This window comes from Aeromonas sp. ASNIH2, from assembly GCF_002934795.1.
Lineage (GTDB): Bacteria > Pseudomonadota > Gammaproteobacteria > Enterobacterales > Aeromonadaceae > Aeromonas > Aeromonas caviae.
Genome location: NZ_CP026406.1, coordinates 3870540 through 3887237, shown reverse-complemented (window position 1 = coordinate 3887237; position 16698 = coordinate 3870540). Strand labels below are relative to the sequence as shown.

The following is a 16698-nucleotide window of genomic DNA, read 5'->3' as shown; positions in this document are numbered from 1 at the left end:
AGGTAATAGCCTGTTTTTCATGCAGAAATCAGTAAAGTGACGCCTCTGGCCATACCCACCACAGACTCACTCCGGCACCAACGGCCGCCACCAGGATCAAGCCCCCCCAGCGAGAGAGTCCCGGGCGCCCGTGCAGGGCACGTTCCAGCAGCGGCAACAGCCAGACCGGCAGCAGCACCAGCAGGGGCACTTCCACGTACTGCCAGGCGAGCATCTGCACGAAGGCGAGTGAAAGCCCCAGGGCAGCCGGGGTCACCTTGACCCCTGCAAAGGCGCCGAGCAGGGCACGGAATCCGGCAAATGCGGCCAGGGCCCCCGTCAGCTGGGCGATGAGCAGGCTGCCATCGATGCCGATGACCAGCGCCAGCCAGATGAAGGCCAGGGCGAAGCCGAGCCCCTCCTCGCTGTCACCACGCCAGCTCGTCCAGCCAGACCAGAGGATGGCGGGCAGCAGGGCCAGCCAGATCCCGGGCTCGCTCGCCAGCACGGAGGCCAGCCCCTGCCACCACACCAGGGCGCCCAGCCCCCCGAACAGCGCGAGGGCGATCCCCTTGTTGGAACCCTGGGTCAGGGCGGGCACCAGCAGGGTCAGCGGCAGCCACTGCCACGCCTTGACCGGCAGGCCATAGGCACCGCCCAGCAGGCAGCCCACCAGCCAGATCCCCAGGGCGCCCCACAGATAGCCCAGCCGCGGCCAGCGCCACGACAGCAAAGCGGCCCCTAAAGGAGCCGCCAGGGTTTGAAGCAGGAGTGCTGCGCCCATTACTTGCGCACGCCTTCAACGAACAGGTTGATGGTCATCTCGTCAGGGATGTTCGGCACCATGTAGTTCACGCCGAACTCGCTGCGCTTGATGGTGGTGGTGGCGTTGAAGCCGCTGCGGTAGCCGCCCCAGGGATCCTTGCCTTCGCCGATGTGGACCAGGTCGAAGGCCACGTCCTTGGAGACGCCGTGCAGGGTCAGGGTACCCTTGAGCACGCCTTTGTCTTTGGTGCCTTCATAGCCGGTGCTGACGAAGGTCATCTTGGGGTACTGCTTCACGTCCAGGAAGTCGGGGCTGCGCAGGTGTTTGTCGCGGGCCTCGTGGTTGGAATCCACGCTGGCGGCATAGATTTCGAAGCTGGCCTTGGCCGCCGCCGGGTTGGCGTCGTCCATGCTGAAGGTGCCACTGAAGGTGTTGAACCGGCCGACCAGTTCGGAGAAGCCGAGGTGGCCCACCTTGAACTGGACTGTGGTGTGCGCTGCATCGACATCGTAATCGGCAGCCATCAGGGGAGCCGCCATAAACAGGCAGGAGGCCAGCAGGGCCTTGGTCATTTTCATTCCGATCGTTCCTTCATTGGGTGTTCACAACGGTGAACAAAATGCTAACCTCCTATCGAGAATAGATAATCATCGATTTATTAAAATAATTATCAACCGAGAGTGGAATATGGATCAGATAGCCGCCATGCGCACCTTCATCAAGGTGGTGGAGTGCCAGAGCTTCACCAAGGCCGCCCATCAGCTCGGGATCTCGGTCGCCATGACCTCCAAGCTGATGCAGCAGCTCGAGGAGTCCCTCTCCACCCGGCTGTTGTCGCGCACCACCCGCCAGGTCAACCCCACCGAGGCGGGCCAGTTCTACTACCAGCGCTCCCTGGCCCTGCTGGCGGAGCTGGAAGAGACCCACAGCCAGCTCACCCACAACAACCAGCAGCCCCAGGGCACCCTCAAGCTCTCGGTGCCCATGGATTTCGGCTACCTGCACCTCTCCCCCGCCCTGCCCCTGTTTCGCGAGCGCTACCCGGACTTGAAGCTCGAGATTGAGTACAGCGACCGGCGGGTGGCCCTGGTGGAGGAGGGGTTCGATCTGGCGCTGCGCATCGGCAACCTGCCGGATTCCTCCCTGGTGGCCAAGCCGCTCGCCATGATGAAGATGGTGGTGTGCGCCAGCCCCGACTACCTGGCCCGCCGGGGCAGGCCGAAGACCCCGGAGGATCTCAAGCAGCACGACTGCCTCATCTACACCCTGACCCAGCCGGACTGGGTCTTCAAACGGGATGGGGAGGAGCACAGCATCCGCCCCCAGGGGCCCCTTCGCGCCAACAACGGGGTGGCCCTGACCCGGGCCGCCTGCGACCACCAGGGCATCATCTTGCAGCCCACCTTCATCGTGGGGGATGCGCTGCGCTCGGGGGCGCTGGTCCCCTTGTTGCTGGAGTGGGAGAAGGGGCAGGTGGGGCTCTATGCCCTCTATCCGCACCGCCGTTTCGTGTCGGCCAAGGTGCGCTGCTTCATCGAGTTCGTGCAGGAGCGCTACCTGGCGCCCCACTACTGGGACAGGGAGACCTGAGCCCGGGCTCAGGGGGTGGGCATCAGCTCGGCCACCAGCAGGTGATCCTGCTGGCTCATCTGCCAGCGTGGCAGACGCTGGCGCAAGGCGGCGAGCTCGGCCTCCCCCAGCGCATAGGGCAGGGTGACGTGCAGGCAGTGGCAATCCAGCATGGCCGCCAACTGCATCATCAGGGCGAGGTTCGCCTCGTCGCTCTTGTGCTTGTTGATGCGCTTGCCGAGCTCGTGGCGAAAGTGGGTCTCGGGATCCTGGGTCATCGCCTGCCAACCGTAGCCAAAGAGCGGGATGAAGGCGCTGACGATGCCAAGGGCGGTGAGGGGCCGTTTGGGCGGGTGATAGAGGGCGTTGAGATCCAGCAGGATGGGGCTTTGATGGGGCTCACGACTGCCGGATAAAATAGTATTGCTCATTGGATTACCCTGTTGATTCCTCTAGACTTCGCCGCATATTTGACCTGACATGCCAACGAGGTGCTGATGCTAAGCGATATCGAGATCTCCCGCCAGTCCCCCCGCCTGCCCATTGCCGAGGTGGCAGCACAGCTCGGCATAGCGGCAGCCCATCTCCACCCCCACGGCCATTACAAGGGCAAACTCGACCTCGCGCTGCTCCATCACGCCCCCACCCGCGAGCCCGGCAAGCTGGTGCTGGTAAGCGCCATCACGCCCACCCCCCTTGGGGAGGGCAAGACGGTCACCACGATCGGCCTCTCCATGGGGCTCAACCACATCGGCCAGCCCAGCATCGCCACCATTCGCCAGCCGAGCCTCGGCCCCGTCTTCGGGGTCAAGGGGGGCGCCGCCGGGGGCGGCATGGCCCAGGTGGTGCCGATGGAGGAGATGAACCTGCACCTCACCGGGGATTTTCACGCCCTCACCGCCGCCCACAACCTGGCCTCTGCCGCCCTGGATGCCCGCCTGTTCCATGAACGCAAACTCGGTGACCAGTTCAGCGCCAGAACCGGTCTGGCGCGGCTCGATATCGACCCGGCCAACATCCTCTGGCCCCGCACCCTGGACATGAACGACCGGGCGCTTCGCCACCTCACCCTCGGCCAGGGCGGCGCTGCCGATGGTGTCGAGCGCCCCGATCGCTTCGTCATCACCGCCGCCTCCGAGCTGATGGCCATTCTGGCGCTGGCCAGGGATCTCAAGGACTTGCGCGCGCGTATCGGCCGCATCCAGCTCGCCCTCGACCTGCGCGGCAAGCCCATCACCGCCGAGCAGCTGGAAGTGGCGGGGGCCATGACGGTGCTGCTCAAAGACGCCCTCAAACCCACCCTGATGCAGACCACGGAGCAGACCCCTGTGCTGGTCCACGCCGGCCCCTTTGCCAACATCGCCCACGGCAACTCCTCCGTCATCGCCGATCGCATGGCGCTGGGTCTTGCCGACTATGTGGTGACCGAGGCGGGTTTTGGCTCCGACATGGGGCTGGAGAAGTTCTTCAACATCAAGTATCGCCAGTCCGGCCTCGCCCCCGCCTGCGTGGTGTTGGTAGCCACGGTGCGCGGCCTCAAGGCCAACAGCGGCCTGCTCGACATCCGGCCGGGCCAGCCGCTGCCGGCCAGCCTGCAAGGGGAAGATCTGCCCACCCTGACAGCGGGGTGCGCCAACCTCGCCTGGCATATTCACAACGCCCGCCGTTACGGGGTGCCCGTGGTGGTCGCCATCAACCGCTTCCCCACCGACAGCGATGCCGAGCTGGCCCTGCTGGAGGCGGCGGCGCGCCAGGCCGGTGCTTGTGGGGTCGCCCTCTCCCGGGCCTTCACTGACGGTGGCGCGGGTGCGGCGGATCTGGCTCACGCCGTGGTGGCGGCCAGCAAGCAGCCCAGTGAGGTCAGGCTGCTCTACCCCGATGAGATGAGCCTTGCCGCCAAGCTCGCCACCCTGGTGGAATGCGGCTATGGTGGCCGGGGCGTCACCCTCTCGGACAAGGCGCGCCAGCAACTGGCCAGACTCTCGGCAGAGGGCCAGGATCACCTGCCCGTCTGCATGGCCAAGACGCCGCTCTCCATCAGCCATGACCCGGCCAGGAAGGGCGTGCCGACGGACTTCGAGGTGCCCATTGAGGAGGTGAAACTCTGCGCGGGGGCAGGCTTCGTCTATGCCCTGGCAGGCCCCATCATGACCATGCCGGGCCTGGGCAGCCTGCCGGCCTATCGCCATATCGACATCAACGATGACGGCGACATCGTCGGCCTGAGCTGACGCGCAGGCTGGCAGCCTGCCCTCCCTGAACACCATATGGACATCGACGATGACGGGGAGATTGTCGGCCTGAGCTGACGCGCAGGCTGGCAGCCTGCCCTCCCTGAGCGCCATATGGCCATCGACGATGACGGCGAGATAGTCCGGTTGCGCCACATGATCGGGCAAGCAGTCTGCCATCGGCCGATGACGCGGCGCTAATCGACCCTGACATCAACACACCCGCCATCAACAACAAGGCCCCGCCGATTGGCGGGGCCTTGTTGTGCGTATCAGAACGCCATCAGTAGTGGAAGCGTCCCAGCTTGCTCATGACCATCTCGGTCAACCCGTGCATCTGCTTGCTCTGGGCATCCTGCTCCCGGGCCACCCGGGTGGAGGCGCTCGCCAGCTCGTGGATGTTGCTGACGTTCTGGTTAATCTCCTCGCTCACCTTGGATTGCTGCTCGGCGGCGCTCGCAATCTGGGTCGCCATGTCCTGGATACGGTCGGCGGCCTGCACTATGGTCGCCAGCTCGCTTACCGCCTGCTCGGCATCACGCAGCGCCAGGCTGCTCAACTGGCGTCCCTCTGTCATGGTGTCGACCGCGGCGCGCGTGGTATCCCGCAGCCTGTCTATCATCAGCTGGATCTCCTGGGTCGAGGCCCGGGTCTTGGATGCCAGGGTACGCACCTCGTCGGCCACCACGGCGAAACCGCGACCATGTTCACCGGCCCGTGCCGCCTCGATGGCTGCGTTTAGCGCCAGCAGGTTGGTCTGCTCAGAGATGGTCCGGATCACATCCAGGATGCTGCCAATCTGCACCCCCTGCTGCTGCAAGGCGGTGATCCTGTCCGACACCTCGCTGACCTGGGCACTCAACTGGCGGATGCCGTTGGCAGAGGCGCTCACCACCTGCTGACCCTTGTGCACCGCATGACGGGTCTCATCCACCGCCTGGGCCGTGATCTGGGCGCTGCTGGAGACGGAGTCTGCGGTTGATGACATTTCATGGATGGCCGTGGCCACCAGCTCGACCTGCTCCAGCTGGTGATGGCTGTTCGCCAGCCCCTGCTGGGCCTGCCTGGCCGAGTTCACCGCCGCCTGCTGCAACTCGTGCACGCTGGTGGCGGTGTCGGTCACTATGCCCTGCACGGTCGCGACGAACTGGTTGATCCCCTCCGCCAGCACCCCGGTCTCATCGCGCCGGTGCTGGGTCAGCCGCTGGGTCAGATCCCCTCCGGCGCTGGAGAGACGCACCACCATGCGAGCCGTCTCCTGCACCGGCCGGGAGATGGACCCTGCCGCGAAAGCGAGTCCGACCAGACCTATACCCGCCACCAGGATGCCCACCATCAGCTGGGTCCAGACCCCCTTGCCAAAGGCCTCGGCACGGGCCTGCGCCATCCGCTCGTACTCGGCATAGAGGGCGCTGCCCGGCACCTCGATGGCGATCCCCCAGGCCTGTGTGACCTTGTTGAGGCTGATGGGTGCGAAGACCCTCAAGCCATCGGCATGCTCGTCGCTGCCCCTCTCGCCGCGTTGCAACTGGGCCAGCAAGGATGGATCCTGCAAGCGCTGCCCTACCCCGTCGCCATCGCGGGAGTCGGCGGCGATGATGCCCATGGGGCTGATAATGCGCACCCTGCCCTGCCCGTCGAATACCCGTCGGCTGATGTCAGCGGCCAGCCGTTGCAGGTAGTTGAGGGAGTAGTCGATGCCCACCATGCCGAGGTATTGATCCCCGTTCAGCACAGGCACCACGAAGGAGGTGAGCAGGGTGGGCTGACCGTTGACCTGGTAGACGGAGGGGTCGACGACGCAGCTTGCCTTGCTCTCCTGCGGGCAGAGATACCACTCGGAGGCCCGGATCCCGGTCGCGCTCGGCGTCTTGCTGTAGAAATCCCCCAGGGGTTTGAGGTCAAAACCGGCCGGGCCGCGGCTCCAGTAGGGGGCGAAGTTGCCCGATGCCTGGCTATGCCGGCCATCACCGGTATGGAGCGCATCCTGACCGTCGAAACGATCCGCCTCCCAGCCACTGTAGATGCTGAGGAAATCCGGGTTGCGATCCCCGATGTCCTTGAGCAGGGCCGTGACCTCGTCCCGATCGAGAGGCTCGGACTGATGGACATTGCCCGCCAGCAGTGCCGCCAGGGTTTCGGCCGCATCCAGCGCCAGTTCGAAGGAGCGTGCCACCTCGCTCGCCTGACCATCCGCCAGGGTCAGCAGCCACTGCCTGGCCTGCTGGTGGGCCGCATCGTGGCTCTCCTGCTGGATCTTCTCCTGCATGCTGGCCAGGGAAACATAGCTGTAACCCACCACGCTGAGGACGGTGGTCAGCAGGATGCAACCCGCAAAGAACATGACTTGATACTTGATGGAACGGAACATGGCGGATGGTGGGTCTCTTGAGCCAAAACAGAGGCATTATGCGGGCTCGCAAACAGGTCGTAAACGGCCCCGCATGAAATTAATCGCCGATTTGTGAGCGAATTCGAACATCCGGCCTGTCATCCCCCCATCCGGTAGGTGACGGGGCAGGCGGGCCGGTTGAAACGGGCACAGGGGGGGCGATGACAAACAACAAGGCCCCGCCGATTGGCGGGGCCTTCTGCGCTGTGCCGGGTGGCAGCAAGACTCAGAGGGTGAAGCGCTGGGTCATATGGTGCAGGGTATTGGCCAGCTTGCTCAGCTCGACACAGGCCTGGGCGGTCTGCTGCGCCCCCTGGGCATTCTCGTCGGCGGCGGTGTGGATCTTGACGATGCTGCGATTGAGCTCCTCGGTGACCGCGTTCTGCTGCTCGGTGGCGGTGGCGATCAGGGTGTTCATGTCGGTTATCTGGGTGACGGCGCCATTGATGCTGTCGATGCTGCTCCCCGCTTCCCGCGCCAGCTCCACGCTCTCCTGCATCTGCTGACGGCTCAGCTGCATGGCGCTGCCCGCCTCGGCGGTGCGCTCCTGAAGCACTTCGATCATCTTGCTGATCTCGGCGGTGGACGCCTGGGTGCGCTGGGCCAGACTGCGCACCTCGTCCGCCACCACCGCAAAGCCACGGCCCTGCTCGCCAGCCCGGGCCGCTTCGATGGCCGCGTTGAGGGCCAGCAGGTTGGTCTGCTCGGCGATGCCGCGAATCACGTCCAGCACCATGCTGATGCTGGCGCTGTCGGTCTCCAGTTGCTGCACCACGCTCCCGGCCTGCTCTATCTGGCGGGAGACCTGCTCTATGCTGCCGATGGCGCTGCGCACCACCTGGTTGCCCTGGGTGGAGGTGCGGGAAGCCTGCTTGGCCGCCCCCATGGCGTCCGTGGTGTTGCGAGCCACCTCATTGACGGTGGACTGCATCTCGTTCATGGCGGTGGCGACCTGAGAGACCTCTCCCTGCTGGCTTGCCATGCCTTTGGCGGACTGCTCGGAGATGGCGCTCACCTCCTCTACCGCGCTGCTGAGCTGGCTCACCGAGCCGGAGATTTCACTCACCAGCTCTGCCAGTGCCCCCTGCATCCGGTCGATGGCCGACCCCAGCTGACCCAGCTCGTCGCGGTTGAAGCGGTTGCCGCGGACCCACTCCTGCAGCTCGCCCCGACCGAGATCCCCGCTCGCGATGCGCTGGGCCTGACGGGCCAGCATGATGAGCGGGTCGCGGATCTGGCGGGTCAGCACCACCGAGAGGGCGACAACCAGGGCCAGGCCGATCACCAGGGCCAGGGTCACGCTCAGTTTGGCGCTGTCAAAGGCGTCCACCACCTCGGCACGGGAGCCCACGGAGTAGCCGTGGTTGATGCGGATAAGCTCACCCACCGACTTGGTCAGATTGGTATAGAGGGTAACCCCCTCCCCCATGAAGAGGTGCTGGGCTTCGGCCATCTGTCCCGAGTCCTGCATCTGCCGGATGCGCTGGTGCAGGGCGACATATCGCTCCCAGTCCGCCTTGACGATGTCAAAGGCGCGGCGCTCCTCCCGATCCTCCGCCCAGATGGTGCCATCGTGGGCCACTATCTGGCGCGCAGCCTCTTGCAGGCTCTTCTCGCTCTCGTTGCGATAGCGGGCCCTCTGCTGGGCATCGTCCGCCACCAGGAAGACATCCAGTTCGTAGCGGCGCAGGGCATTGATGGTCTCGCCGAGGGTGCTGGTGCGCACGACGGCGGGCAGGATACTGTCGGTAAAGCCGATGGCGGCGCGGTTCATCTTGCTGAATTCAAACAGCGAGAAGCCGCCGATAAAGGCCATCATCAGGCCGAGTACGGCAAAGCCGACGGTAAGTTTTTTGCCTATCGTCATGGTGTTCATGGCATGTCCTGCATGGGGGAAAACAAGTGGCATTGCTGGGCGCAGGCCTGGCCTGCGCCTTCACTACCCTCCTTGGCAGTACATCTCGTCCCTGTTGGCGCGCACAAGGGCGGGCCTGGGGGTGTCGGCGTCAACCAGACCGTCCGACAACACACAGAGCCATAGCGACCGGCACGGTCACAACTTTAGGTATTTTTCAAAAAAAGTGAGGGAAAGGAGACGGGGCCTGTCGGCGACAGGCCCCGGGAGCACTACCCTTTCAGACCACCGAGGAACTCGGCGCGGGTGTCGGGCTGGGTCTTGAAGACGCCGCCCAGGGAGGTAGTGGTGGTGTAGGAGGTGGAGTCCATCACGCCACGGGCCTTCACGCAGAAGTGGGTCGCCTTGATGCTGATGGCCACGTCCCTGGTGCCAAGCAGGGTCTGCAACGCCAGCAGGATCTGCTGGGTCAGCCGCTCCTGTACCTGGGGACGACGGGCGAAGAACTGCACGATGCGGTTGATCTTCGACAGGCCAATCACCTTGCCGCGGGGAATGTAGGCTACGTGGGCAAAGCCGTCTATGGTGACGAAGTGGTGCTCGCAGGTGCTGGTGAGGCTGATGTCCCGCACCATGATCATCTCGTCCACCTTCATCTTGTTCTCGATCACCGTCACCTTGGGGAAGGTGGCATAGTCGAGGCCGGAGAAGATCTCGTTCACGTACATCTTGGCAATGCGGTGCGGGGTCTCGGCCAGACTGTCGTCGGCCAGATCCAGTCCCAGCGTCTCCATGATGGCGCGCATATGACCTTCGATTTTTTCCTTTTTCTGCTGGCCGCTCAATTCATTGGCCACCAGAGGTGTCTCAAGGCCCTCGGCCTCGAGCGCCGCCCTGACTAACAGGGCTTCCTGGCTTAAGCTCGTCATCGTGTTTCTCTCCCACGCTCAGGGACTGTGCTGGCCTGCGGCATGGTGCCGCGGCGCAATCTTACAGGGCGATTATTGTCATAATTCTGTCTAACTCAAGCCCGGTGCCCGACTTTATGCCAAACCACCCCGTTTTGTCCGCACCGGCCTGCCCATTCGGGGGCAAGGCGCACGGCCATGCCGCCTCTTCCCCACCTGCCATCCCGCGCAAGCCTCGCCCTGGTTACCCATCAGGAGGTAATTCAACGGGATAGCGCCCCAGAATCCGATCACACCGGGGCATCTGCCCCCCATTACCGCACCTTCGGTCTGCCCATCGGAGCGGATTTTTGGGATAATCCGCCCCCTACACACCAGAGAGGTCATGATGATGGGATTCGATACCGGTGCACTCCTCCCCTTGGACAAGGCCCTGCAAGGGATGCTGGAACAACTCACCTGCTGCTGCGAGACGGAGCAGTTGCCCCTGCCCCAGGCGCTGGATCGGATCCTGGCCGAGGAGATAAGCTCCCCCCTCTTCGTCCCCCCCTTCGACAACGCCGCCATGGACGGCTATGCCGTGCGCCTGGCGGATCTCGCCGCCGGGGTGCCGCTCCCCGTGGCGGGCAAGGCCTTTGCGGGCCAGCCCTATGAGGGGGAGTGGCCCGCCGGCCACTGCATCCGCATCATGACCGGGGCCCCTGTGCCCCCGGGTGCAGACGCTGTGGTGATGCAGGAAGAAACGCAAGCCGGCGACAACGGGATCACTTTCCTGACCCGCCCCGTTGCTGGCCAGAACATCCGTCGCCGCGGCGAGGATCTGGCGCAGGGTGCCCAGGTGCTCGAAAGCGGCCTTCGCCTGAGCCCCAGGGAGCTGCCGCTGCTCGCCTCCCTTGGCATCGCGAACGTCACGGTGCGCCGTCCCCTCAAGGTCGCCATCTTCAGCACAGGGGACGAGCTCAAGCCTCTGGGCACCCCGCTCCAGCACGGAGACATTTACGACTCCAACCGCTACGGGGTCAAGGCGATGCTGAGCCGCATGGGCTGTGAGTGCCTGGACCTTGGCATCATCCCCGACGATCCGGCTGCCCTGCGCGCCGCCTTCTTGCAGGCCGACCGCGAGGCCGATGCCCTGATCACCACCGGGGGAGTCTCGGTGGGGGAAGCGGACTTCACCAAGCAACTGCTCGAAGAGCTCGGGGAAATTGGCTTCTGGAAGCTCGCCATCAAGCCGGGCAAACCCTTCGCCTTTGGCCGGTTGCCAAACGCCTGGTTCTTCGGTCTGCCGGGCAACCCGGTCTCCGCCATGGTCACCTTCGATCAGCTGGTGCAACCGGCTCTGGCCAGACTCGCCGGTCAGCAGTTTGCACGCCCGCACCCCCTCCAGGCCCTGGCGACAGAGCCGCTCAAGAAGAGCCCGGGGCGCCAGGACTTCCAGCGCGGCATATTGAGCGTGGGCCCGAATGGTCTCGAGGTACGCAGCACCGGCTCCCAGGACTCCGGGGTGTTCAGCTCCCTGTCCCGGGCCAACTGCTACATCGTGCTCGAGCAGGAGCGCGGCAAGGTGGCCGCCGGTGAGACGGTCACCGTCGAGCCCTTCTCGGGGCTGCTGCTGTGAGCGAGATCCTGAGCGACGCAGAACTCCTTCGCTACAACCGCCAGATCGTGCTCAAATCCTTCGACTTCGAGGGACAGGAGGCGCTCAAGCAATCCCGCGTGCTGGTCATCGGCGCCGGGGGCCTCGGCTGCGCCGCCAGCCAGTATCTGGCGGTGGCCGGGGTCGGCCACCTCACCCTGGTGGATTTCGATCGGGTGGAGCTCTCCAATTTGCAGCGCCAGGTGCTGCACAGCGACGCGCGCATCGGCCAGCTCAAGGTGGAGTCCGCGGCGACGTCCCTGCACGCCCTCAACCCCTGGCTCGAGGTGGAGACCCACGCCGCCCTCGCCGACGAGGCGCTGCTCGATGCCCTGCTGCCAGGCCATCAGCTGGTGCTCGACTGCACCGACAACGTCGCCATCCGAAACCTCCTCAACCAGCGTGCCCGCCAGCACAAGGTGCCCCTGGTCAGCGGCGCCGCCATCCGGCTGGAAGGGCAGCTCTGCAGCTTCACCTGGCAGGAGGATGAACCCTGCTACGCCTGTCTCAGCGCCCTCTTTGGCGATCAGGCCCTCACCTGTGTCGAGGCGGGGGTACTGGCCCCCGTGGTGGGACTGGTGGGCAGCCTGCAGGCGCTCGAAGCCATCAAGCTGCTGGCGGGCATGGGCAAAAGCTACAGCGGCCGCCTGCTGGTGATCGACGGTCTGGGTGGCAGCTTTCGCGAGCTGAAACTGCCCAAACGCCCCGACTGCCCGGTCTGCTCAAGGCCCTGAGCTGCGCCCACAAAAAAGCCGAACCCCGGGGTTCGGCTTTTTTCATTGGGCTGCGGGTTGTCACAAAGGGCCTAGAAGATCCCCTTCGCCTTGACCTTCTTCATGCTCGCCACCTGATTCGAGAGATCTTCGATGAGGGGCTCGGCCAGCTCGGACGAGCCAGCCCCCCGGGCGGGCTGGCTGGCCAGGCGCTGGATCAGGCGGTGCTGCTCGCGAATGAGCCGGGACTGCTCCTCCAGCTGGCGGGAGAGCAGCTGGATGCTGCCCGCAAGGGGGGCCAGATCCGCCTCTCCCCCCGCCGTCGGCAGCTTGCCCGCGATGGCCTCTGCCAGCAAATCGTGATCGAGCGGGGCCGGCAACCCCTGCTTCAGCTCGTCCCAGAGCCCGGTGGGCTGCTGCTCGCCGATGCGGCTTACAATCTCGTCCACCAGGCTGTCCGGAAGTGGCGCAGCCGCCTGCTGACCCAGACGTTGAACGATTTCATCCGCCAGCCCCCGGTTGTCCCCCTGCCCCAGCTGGGGAGCCAGCCTGGCCACGATTTCATCGATCAGGGTATCGGTCGCCACGGGCGCACTCCCTTCCCCCAGATCGAAGCCGCAACTGGCGAAGACATGGCGCAGGGTCGAGAGGTTCACCTGCTCCGGGCCGAAGGCATTGGCCATCCCCTTGCACAGGTTCGGTGCCAGCACGTACAGGAACATGCCGCAGAGGTAGATGTCCTTGTGAAAACGGCTCTTGGAGAAGTCGAACTCCTCCACATCGTCCTGGATCTTGCGCGCCCGCTGATACCAGCTTTGCAAGATCCCGGCCGCATAGCGATCAGACTCCAGCGCACCCGGATCCATGAAGATGGAGAAGGTCATGCGCTTGAGTTGACTACTCATCGCCGACCTCGGCCATCACGGGCGCCTCACGGTACACCTCTTCCTCTTCTGTGGTGTAGAGGCAGATCTCCCGCGCCAGGGCGGACTGGGCATCGTCCAGCAGCTCCACCCGCTCACCCAGGGTCGGGTAGGCAGCCTTGATGGCATCGACGATCAGGGACGCGCCGCCACCGACCAGATAGATCCGGTTCGGGTTCTTGGCGAACTTCTTCGCCTCGTGAGCCACCTGGGAGCCGAGCTCGTCGATCTTGTTCTGCATCTTCTCGAGGATCTTCGGGATCTGGCTCTCGTCGTTGACCACGTCCCGCACGAAGCTCATGTCGTGGCGGCGCTTGATGAATTCGTTGGCCACCAGATAGCTCGAATCGCTGTCTGCCGCCGCCAGCGCCTTGCGGGTCGCGTCGGTTACCATGGAGACGCCGATCTCGTTGTTGCCATACACATCGGAAACGTCGTCAAACTCGCCGACGATGATCCCCATGTCCAGGGTGGTGCCACCGCAGTCGATCACCAGCGTCTTGGTGAACTCGTTGCAGCCCGAGCCAATCAGGCGGGAGAGCGCCGCCGGCAGGCTTTCCGGCATCACCTCCACGCTGACGATGTTGAACAGCTCACCCTTGTTGAGGCTGATGGCCCGCATCAGGTTGCGGCGCTTCTTCTCGATCTTCTCTTCATTGCGCTGGCAGTCATCCGGGTTGTAGAACTCGGTGATGGGCAGGGTCACGGTGATGGCCACATCGCAGGGGGTCACGCCGGTCTGCAACAGGGCATGGTGCACGGAGAGCAGGTTGAGATCGTCGTACTGGTACTCCACGTGGGTGGTGGCCAGGGACTTGTCGGAGGTGGCGTCGTAGGTGTACTTGGTGTTGCCTATCTCGTAGTTGTAGATCTTCTTGTCCTTGCGCAAGGCGGCACTCTTCCAATCCTTGCGAAAGGAGTTGGGGGAGATGATGGTCTTGAGCACCTTGTTCTCAATCCAGCTCACCTTGACGTTGGTTGAACCATCGTCGATGGCCATTTTCATTACTTCAGACATGAGGAAATACCTGTTCAATAGGGCAAGATGGGTCCGATTGCCTTGCCATCTGCCACTGGCAAGGCGATCGGACCAATACATACACGGGGGATCAAGGTCAAAAGGCGACAAGTCTAATGGGTTTCTAAAATCCGGTGAAGCAAATGATTGAACCCGGCAGGATCTTCCGCCGGCCAGGCGTGGTGACCATCCGGGGTGTGGATGGTGGCATTGGGCAGGGAGGCGAACTGCTCCACCCGCCGCGCCAGGGGCAGATAGTCGTGACTGGTGGAGATGATGGCCACCGGCTGCCAGAGGGTGCCGAGACGAGCCCGCACCGACCAGCCGGGCAGCGCCTCCAGCAGCGCCTTGTAGGTCTTCTTTTTGTTGCGCACGAAGCGCCCCCGGAAGGTGTGGCGCACCTGGGCGAGATCGGGGCCGGGAAAGAGCTCGCGACCGAGCCACCACGCCAGCGGCCGCATGCCGAACCAGCGCAGCCACTTGAGGCGCATGGCATAGCGCTCCTGCTCCTTTGGCGTCTCCAGCAGAAATTCGCTGAAGCCGTTGACCAGCACCAACCCCTGCACCTTGTGGGGCAGTTGCAGCGCCAGCTCCAGCGCCACCATGGCACCGAGCGACAACCCCACTACCCAGGCAGGCTCGGGCTGTTCGTCGAGCCAGCGGGCCACATCCGCCGCCAGGGTGGGCACGTCAAAGGGCCCCTCCTGCATGCTCTGGCCGTGGCCGCGCAAGTCGATGGCCACCACCCGGTAGCGCTCGGAAAAACGCTCGATCTGCGCCTGCCAGTCGAGGCTGGAAGAGCCCAGCCCGTGCAGCAAGAGCAGCAAGGGCCCCTCCCCCGCACTGCGCAGGGCCAAGCCATGGGATTTCATTACCTGATTGCGACGCACCCGTCCCCCCTTTCTCGACGCCATGCCGGCCACTCATGACCAGCCAATCCGTACTCCGGTCCCCTGTCTACCCCTCTCCCACCAGGCTCACCGCCTTGATGTAGGCGTAGAGGCGCATGGCCGGCGTCAGGGCGAGCCGCTGCGCGGAGCGGCTGGTGATCCGGGCCAGCAGTATCTGCTGCCCGAGAGCCAACTGCAACAGGGTCTGCCCCGGTCGCACCTCCCGCACCTCCAGCAGCCGGGTCTCGAGGCAGTTGGAGAGGCTGGAGTGCACGATGGGCTCGGTGGCGATCACCAGATCCCGCGCCGCCACCTTGATCTGCAAGGGGCCTGCTTCATCGGGGGCATGCTCCATGGTCACCATCAGGGTCTGCTCCCCGAGTCGCAGGGTCGCCATCTGCTCGTGCTCGTCGTAGTAGGACAGGCTCGCCGATAGCATGACCCCGACGTCGTCGCGACTGGCCAGCGACAGGTCGGTGCGGGCGAAGATCTCCTCGGGGGTGCCCTGGGCCTCCACCCGTCCCTCTGCCAGCAGCACCAGTCCATCGCAGAGCAGGCTCACCTCCTCCATGGCGTGGCTGACGAAGATCATGGGGATGCCGCTCTCCTGCTGCAAGCCCTTGAGCACGTGGGCCTGATGGATGCGGCTGCGCCTGTCCAGCGCCGAGAAGGGTTCATCCAGCAGCAGCAAGTCGGGCTCGGCCAGCAAGGCCCTGGCCAGTGCCACCCGCTGACGCTGCCCGCCGGAGAGGCCGTGGGCCGGTTGCCCCAGCAGCTCGGCAAAGCCGAGGCGCGCAGCCAGATCCTCTGGCTGCCAGCGCCCCCTCCCCTTGCGAGCCGCCAGTTGCAGGTTGCCGAGCACGCTCAGGTGGGGGAAGAGACGAGCATCCTGAAACACCAGCCCGATGCGCCGCGCCTCGGGGGGCAGGGCTGCAAGCTCGCGCCCCTGCCAGCGCAGGGCATCGCCCGGGGCCCTGTCGAGCCCGGCGATGATGCGCAGCAGGGTGCTCTTGCCACAGCCCGAAGGACCGAACAGGCCGAGGATGCGGCTGGGGGGCAGCGCCAGATCACACGCCAGGGTGAAGGGGCCGAAATCACGTCTGGCCTTGAGGTAGAGGTTCATCCGAACAGCCTCCGTTGCCGGCGTTGCAGCACGCCGTAGACCAGCACCAGCATCACCAGGGAGAAGCTCATCAGGCCGCCTGCCAGAATATGGGCATTCTGGTAATCCATCGCCTCCACGTGATCAAACAGGGCGATGGAGAGCAGCTGGGTCTCCCCGGGAATGTTGCCGCCAATCATCAGCACCACCCCGAACTCCCCCAGGGTGTGGGCAAAGCCCAGCGCTGCCGCCATCACGAAGCTGGGCAACGTCATGGGCAGGATGATGCGAAAGAAGCGCTCAAACGGGCCCATCCCCAGGGTGGCGGCAGCCTCCAGCTCCTTGTTGCCCATGTTGACGAAGGCGGAGGTGAGGGGTTGTACCACGAAGGGGAGCGAATAGATGACGGAGGCGATGAGCAGGCCGAGGAAACTGAAGGCGAGCTGGGCCCCGAAGGTCTCCCGCCACCAGTCACCGAGGCCGTACTCCGGGGAGAAGGCCAGCAGCAGATAGAAACCGAGCACGGTGGGCGGCAGCACCAGCGGCAGGGCCACCATGGCCTCCACCAGAGGGCGCAGCCGGTGCTGGCTGCGAGACAGCCACCAGGCGAGCGGCGGCGACAGCAGCAGCAGGATGGCAGTGGTGCTGGCCGCCAGTTTCAGGGTCAGCCAGACCGCCAGCAGATCCCCTTCACTCATAGGGTCCCCTCTCGGGTG

Annotated in this window: 15 protein-coding genes; 4 read left to right on the top strand and 11 right to left on the bottom strand. The window is 64.8% G+C overall.

Annotated features, from left to right (window positions below):
• Positions 1 to 28: 28 nt before the first annotated feature.
• Both C3F36_RS18730 and C3F36_RS18725 read right to left on the bottom strand, forming a co-directional pair.
• Positions 29 to 763 carry a hypothetical protein gene (locus tag C3F36_RS18730; RefSeq protein WP_104455668.1) on the bottom strand — a complete coding sequence of 245 codons (735 nt, stop codon included), beginning with the start codon at positions 761 to 763 and terminating at the stop codon, positions 29 to 31.
• Positions 763 to 1323 (bottom strand): YceI family protein, encoded by a 561-nt coding sequence (locus C3F36_RS18725; RefSeq protein WP_104455667.1) that lies wholly within the window; start codon positions 1321 to 1323, stop codon positions 763 to 765. Before C3F36_RS18725 ends, C3F36_RS18730 begins: the two co-directional genes overlap by 1 nt.
• A gap of 109 nt (positions 1324 to 1432) precedes the next feature.
• Here C3F36_RS18725 and C3F36_RS18720 point away from each other — a divergent pair, with 109 nt between their 5' ends.
• Positions 1433 to 2335 (top strand): LysR family transcriptional regulator, encoded by a 903-nt coding sequence (locus tag C3F36_RS18720; RefSeq protein WP_039038856.1) that lies wholly within the window; start codon positions 1433 to 1435, stop codon positions 2333 to 2335.
• 8 nt (positions 2336 to 2343) lie between these two features.
• Here C3F36_RS18720 and C3F36_RS18715 read toward each other — a convergent pair whose 3' ends face one another.
• On the bottom strand, positions 2344 to 2745 hold the full coding sequence (locus C3F36_RS18715; RefSeq protein ID WP_010674174.1) for a hypothetical protein: 402 nt from the start codon (positions 2743 to 2745) through the stop codon (positions 2344 to 2346).
• 66 nt (positions 2746 to 2811) lie between these two features.
• On the opposite strand from C3F36_RS18715, the gene C3F36_RS18710 reads away from it, so the two are divergent.
• Entirely contained in the window at positions 2812 to 4545 is a 1734-nt protein-coding gene (locus tag C3F36_RS18710) for a formate--tetrahydrofolate ligase (protein ID WP_104455666.1), read from the top strand.
• Between the two features lie 283 nt (positions 4546 to 4828).
• On the opposite strand, the gene C3F36_RS18705 is transcribed toward C3F36_RS18710, so the two are convergent.
• The 3 genes from C3F36_RS18705 to folE all read right to left on the bottom strand — a co-directional run bounded on the left by C3F36_RS18705 (position 4829) and on the right by folE (position 9721).
• The gene (locus tag C3F36_RS18705) at positions 4829 to 6916 is read right to left on the bottom strand and encodes a methyl-accepting chemotaxis protein (protein ID WP_104455665.1); all 2088 of its coding nucleotides are present in this window, start codon (positions 6914 to 6916) and stop codon (positions 4829 to 4831) included.
• Between the two features lie 247 nt (positions 6917 to 7163).
• Positions 7164 to 8813, bottom strand: a complete 1650-nt coding sequence (locus C3F36_RS18700) for a methyl-accepting chemotaxis protein (RefSeq protein WP_104455664.1) — start codon at positions 8811 to 8813, stop codon at positions 7164 to 7166.
• A 251-nt stretch (positions 8814 to 9064) separates the two neighbouring features.
• Positions 9065 to 9721, bottom strand: a complete 657-nt coding sequence (gene folE, locus C3F36_RS18695) for a GTP cyclohydrolase I FolE (RefSeq protein ID WP_010674171.1) — start codon at positions 9719 to 9721, stop codon at positions 9065 to 9067.
• Between the two features lie 370 nt (positions 9722 to 10091).
• Here folE and moeA point away from each other — a divergent pair, with 370 nt between their 5' ends.
• Entirely contained in the window at positions 10092 to 11318 is a 1227-nt protein-coding gene (gene moeA / locus C3F36_RS18690) for a molybdopterin molybdotransferase MoeA (RefSeq protein WP_104456089.1), read from the top strand.
• Positions 11315 to 12070: a molybdopterin-synthase adenylyltransferase MoeB gene (gene moeB, locus C3F36_RS18685; protein WP_104455663.1), complete on the top strand. Its 756-nt coding sequence runs from the start codon at positions 11315 to 11317 to the stop codon at positions 12068 to 12070. Before moeA ends, moeB begins: the two co-directional genes overlap by 4 nt.
• A 71-nt stretch (positions 12071 to 12141) precedes the next feature.
• On the opposite strand, the gene C3F36_RS18680 is transcribed toward moeB, so the two are convergent.
• The 5 genes from C3F36_RS18680 to modB all read right to left on the bottom strand — a co-directional run bounded on the left by C3F36_RS18680 (position 12142) and on the right by modB (position 16680).
• The gene (locus tag C3F36_RS18680) at positions 12142 to 12954 is read right to left on the bottom strand and encodes a hypothetical protein (protein ID WP_233759668.1); all 813 of its coding nucleotides are present in this window, start codon (positions 12952 to 12954) and stop codon (positions 12142 to 12144) included.
• Positions 12947 to 13990, bottom strand: a complete 1044-nt coding sequence (gene parM / locus C3F36_RS18675) for a plasmid segregation protein ParM domain-containing protein (protein WP_223302530.1) — start codon at positions 13988 to 13990, stop codon at positions 12947 to 12949. Before parM ends, C3F36_RS18680 begins: the two co-directional genes overlap by 8 nt.
• 113 nt (positions 13991 to 14103) lie before the next feature.
• Positions 14104 to 14880 carry an alpha/beta fold hydrolase gene (locus C3F36_RS18670; RefSeq protein ID WP_042017457.1) on the bottom strand — a complete coding sequence of 259 codons (777 nt, stop codon included), beginning with the start codon at positions 14878 to 14880 and terminating at the stop codon, positions 14104 to 14106.
• 67 nt (positions 14881 to 14947) lie between these two features.
• Positions 14948 to 16003 (bottom strand): molybdenum ABC transporter ATP-binding protein, encoded by a 1056-nt coding sequence (gene modC / locus C3F36_RS18665; protein ID WP_104455662.1) that lies wholly within the window; start codon positions 16001 to 16003, stop codon positions 14948 to 14950.
• Complete coding sequence (gene modB / locus C3F36_RS18660; RefSeq protein WP_104455661.1) at positions 16000 to 16680, bottom strand: molybdate ABC transporter permease subunit; 681 nt, start codon at positions 16678 to 16680, stop codon at positions 16000 to 16002. The genes modC and modB overlap by 4 nt, the downstream gene beginning before the upstream one ends.
• Positions 16681 to 16698: the final 18 nt, after the last annotated feature.

Bases quoted from the DNA above. Each gene is read 5' to 3' on its own strand.
- C3F36_RS18730 (WP_104455668.1), bottom strand. From the start codon at position 763: ATGGGCGCAGCACTCCTGCTTCAAACCCTGGCGGCTCCTTTAGGGGCC.
- C3F36_RS18725 (WP_104455667.1), bottom strand. From the start codon at position 1,323: ATGAAAATGACCAAGGCCCTGCTGGCCTCCTGCCTGTTTATGGCGGCT.
- C3F36_RS18720 (WP_039038856.1), top strand. From the start codon at position 1,433: ATGGATCAGATAGCCGCCATGCGCACCTTCATCAAGGTGGTGGAGTGC.
- C3F36_RS18715 (WP_010674174.1), bottom strand. From the start codon at position 2,745: ATGAGCAATACTATTTTATCCGGCAGTCGTGAGCCCCATCAAAGCCCC.
- C3F36_RS18710 (WP_104455666.1), top strand. From the start codon at position 2,812: ATGCTAAGCGATATCGAGATCTCCCGCCAGTCCCCCCGCCTGCCCATT.
- C3F36_RS18705 (WP_104455665.1), bottom strand. From the start codon at position 6,916: ATGTTCCGTTCCATCAAGTATCAAGTCATGTTCTTTGCGGGTTGCATC.
- C3F36_RS18700 (WP_104455664.1), bottom strand. From the start codon at position 8,813: ATGAACACCATGACGATAGGCAAAAAACTTACCGTCGGCTTTGCCGTA.
- folE (WP_010674171.1), bottom strand. From the start codon at position 9,721: ATGACGAGCTTAAGCCAGGAAGCCCTGTTAGTCAGGGCGGCGCTCGAG.
- moeA (WP_104456089.1), top strand. From the start codon at position 10,092: ATGGGATTCGATACCGGTGCACTCCTCCCCTTGGACAAGGCCCTGCAA.
- C3F36_RS18680 (WP_233759668.1), bottom strand. From the start codon at position 12,954: ATGAGTAGTCAACTCAAGCGCATGACCTTCTCCATCTTCATGGATCCG.
- parM (WP_223302530.1), bottom strand. From the start codon at position 13,990: ATGTCTGAAGTAATGAAAATGGCCATCGACGATGGTTCAACCAACGTC.
- modC (WP_104455662.1), bottom strand. From the start codon at position 16,003: ATGAACCTCTACCTCAAGGCCAGACGTGATTTCGGCCCCTTCACCCTG.
- modB (WP_104455661.1), bottom strand. From the start codon at position 16,680: ATGAGTGAAGGGGATCTGCTGGCGGTCTGGCTGACCCTGAAACTGGCG.